Here is a 3,082-nt window from a genome sequence, read left to right on the forward strand (position 1 = left end):
GGCTTTGACGGCTTCGTCGGAGGCACGGAGCGCAGCAACGGAGGCGTGGGCGACTTCGCCGAAGGCACGGGCGAACTTAGGAGGCTTCTCGGTGAAGCCAAGTAGGTCGTGGAGGACGAGCACCTGTCCGTCGCAGTCAGGCCCCGCGCCGATACCAATCGTGGGGATGCTCAGTGCGTCGGTGATGCGCTTGCCAAGACTTGCGGGGACGCCTTCGATCACGAGACTGAAAACGCCGACGGCTTCAAGCGCTTTTGCGTCGGCGAGGATTTTATCTGCGGCGGCATCTTCGCGGCCCTGGATCTTAAAGCCGCCAAACGCATGGATAAACTGTGGCGTTAGCCCGATATGGCCCATGACGGGAACGCCACCCTCGACTAAGTTTTGGATGATCTCTAAATTACCCGCCGCGCCTTCGATCTTAACGGCCTGCGCTCCGGCTCGCAGTAAGTCTTGTGCCGCACTCACGGCCTCACTCTGGCCCTTGCGGTGCTCCAGAAACGGCATGTCGGCGACGATAAACTTTCCACCTGCGCCCCGCGCCACGGACTCGGTATGGAAGACCATCATCGCTAAATCCGCGGCGAGCGTGCTGGAATGCCCATGCACCACCATCGCCACGGAGTCACCCACCAAAATGCCGTCTAGCTCGGTCTGGGCGATGAGGCGGGCAAAGGCACAGTCGTAGCAGGTCACGAAGCTGATGCGCACTTGAGCTGTCTTAGTTGCCTTGCGGCGGCGAAAGTCGGGTAGGGTCACAGCGCTTATTGTACCGCTCGTGATCGCCTGGAGGCTTAAGAACCTTAATATAAGAATGCACTATGATCTATGCCACTGAAGCGAGATAAGGGAGCTCTTTTATTTCTTAATGTGAAACTATGAAAAAATATGTTTTTTGTTAAGCTTATTTAACTTAATTTTTATCTTTGCTTAATAGGAGCTTTAGAGCTTTCCTGATAACATCTTTCGGTCTACTTCACGGGTCGTGAGACTTCCTGTGATAAAAGAATTTAGGAGTTTAAAAATTATGCAGAAGCGCGCATTTACGCTTATTGAGCTGCTCGTTGTTATTGCGATCATTGCTATCTTGGCCGCAATCCTCTTCCCCGTCTTTGCACAAGCCCGTGAGAAGGCCCGGCAGACCTCTTGTCTCTCTAACCTGAAGCAGATTGGTATGGCTCAGATGCAGTATACACAAGACTACGATGAGACCTACCCGATGGCGTACTACTACAAGAATAATACTGCCACTACTAATGGTGGTTCCGCGGGTGGATACGTCACTTGGACTGTTCTTATGTATCCTTATATCAAGAGTGCACAGGTTTTTGTTTGTCCTTCAGATGCTACCAAGGGAAATGTGCCTGACAATGCGCCCTGTGCAAACTTCACAGACACAACGACGCTTGGTTGTGAGGCACAAGTGCCGCGTCTTTCTTACATCCCGAACTCTGCGATTATGCCTCGCAAGCGTGGGCCACAGGATGCACCTAATGTTGTCTCGATGGCGGCGCTTGATGCTCCTGCTGATGTGATCTCCATCGGAGAGATGACCGACTTCACCAACTGTATCTTCCTCGGGTCGACAGGACAAGCCAACAATAACCTTCGCAACAAGAGCCACCGCCCGGTTAATGCCATCATGCGAGCTGCGGGTGGTGGACAGTGGGCAGGCCAGAGTGCTGCTGACGTGACGGGCTCGATCTTTGCCATAACCCTTGCGGCTGCCCAAGGAGTCGAAGGCTGGGGCGGCCCCGCGGATACTCGTGCGATCACCAACACTGCAGGTTGTCGTGGAACCGCCGCCGATGTGGGTCTTCACATTCGCTTCATGTCCCCTGGTCGTCACAGCGGCGGCTCAAGCTACATGTTTGCCGACGGTCATGCTAAGTGGCACCGCTTCAATGACACGATCAACCCGAACCGCTTCCTCTGGGGCCGTACCTACTTCCCCTCTGGCCAGCCAATTCTGGATCAGGCTGGTGTGCAGGTTCGCTAAGAATCTCTTTTAGAAAAATGCCCCACTCTGCACTGCCGAGCGGGGCATTTTTTTGTCTACGGCGCGACTTTTGCCGCAGGATCAGAGAACGGCCCCTGTCCGGCGGCTCCCAGTGCGGCGACGCGGCACCAGTAGCGTGTACCACTGCTGAGGCCCGTGAGGGAGAGGCGGGTCTTGGTGGTGGCGCTGGCATAGCTCCACCCGCTCTTGGCATCGGGCGCAGTGGTCGTCTCCACGATGTAGCTGACGGCACCGCGTATCTTCCCCCAGGAAGCAACCAGAGAGCCCTCGCTGCCGCCGTCGGTTAGGAGAAGGTTCTCGGGGGCACCCAGAGGGCCAACCGGAGCGATAGGAGCCTTGACCTGCATCCCGGCACTGCGAATCTTGACCTCCTGGCCTGCGGACTTGAGCTGCACGTAGCTGCCCAGCCGGGTCAGGAGCGTATCGAGCTGTTTTTCTTCGTCGTTCTGGGTGGCTGTGTCGGAGATGGCTTTCTGCCGAGAGGCTTGCGCGGTGTTATACGCTCCCTCGGTGGCCCCTGTCTGGGTGGAAAGCTCCGCAATCGTCGGTTCGGGTGAGGGAAAGTCAGGGTTGTTTGTCAGTGCCGTGATCACTTGCCGTGCAAACTGTATCTTGGTAGGCAAAGGCATATTTTCGAGATCGAGTTTAATTTGAGCCATCGTGATAGTCTTTCTAACGGTAGCCTCTATCGTCCCTCCGATAACCTCTAAGGTCTCTCCGATAGCCTCAATCGGAGTGATTCTAAGCTCTACCGTTAGCACTAATACGGCCTGGATTAAAAAAAACGTTCCCGCCTCGCCAGCAAACAGTCATTTTTATTGTCTGGTTAACAATCCGAATGGTGCGCCCTTGTAGAATAAGCGTTGCTATGTCTAACCGTCGCGTTTTTACGCTTATTGAACTTTTGGTTGTTATCGCCATCATCGCGATTCTCGCTGCCATTCTCTTTCCTGTCTTTGCCCAAGCCCGCGAGAAAGCGCGCCAGGCGGCCTGCCTCTCGAACATGAAGCAGATCGGCACATCGGTTCTGATGTACGCCCAAGACTATGACGAGTCCATCGT

The 3,082-nt window shown here is 55.0% G+C and carries 4 protein-coding genes; 2 read left to right on the forward strand and 2 right to left on the reverse strand.

The features are described 5' to 3' along the window. Nucleotides 1-768, reverse strand: a 768-nt coding sequence (panB, locus tag AC1XOS_RS21715; protein WP_481964304.1) for a 3-methyl-2-oxobutanoate hydroxymethyltransferase, incomplete at its 3' end; no start/stop codon positions are given. Nucleotides 769-1,027: 259 nt separating this feature from the next. Here panB and AC1XOS_RS21720 point away from each other — a divergent pair. Then, the gene (locus AC1XOS_RS21720; protein ID WP_481964301.1) at nt 1,028-1,999 is read left to right on the forward strand and encodes a DUF1559 family PulG-like putative transporter; all 972 of its coding nucleotides are present in this window, start codon (nt 1,028-1,030) and stop codon (nt 1,997-1,999) included. Nucleotides 2,000-2,055: 56 nt separating this feature from the next. Here the strand turns inward: AC1XOS_RS21720 and AC1XOS_RS21725 are convergent, their stop codons facing one another. Further along, a complete protein-coding gene (locus tag AC1XOS_RS21725) occupies nt 2,056-2,643 on the reverse strand; it encodes a fibronectin type III domain-containing protein (RefSeq protein ID WP_481964302.1) in 588 nt (195 codons plus the stop codon). A gap of 245 nt (nt 2,644-2,888) precedes the next feature. Between AC1XOS_RS21725 and AC1XOS_RS21730 the strand changes: the two genes are divergently transcribed. Continuing rightward, on the forward strand, nt 2,889-3,082 hold a 194-nt coding region (locus AC1XOS_RS21730; RefSeq protein WP_481964303.1), incomplete at its 3' end, for a type II secretion system protein.

The sequence above is a fragment of the Armatimonas sp. genome, from assembly GCF_964826245.1.

Bases quoted from the DNA above. Each gene is read 5' to 3' on its own strand.
- AC1XOS_RS21720 (WP_481964301.1), top strand. From the start codon at position 1,028: ATGCAGAAGCGCGCATTTACGCTTATTGAGCTGCTCGTTGTTATTGCG.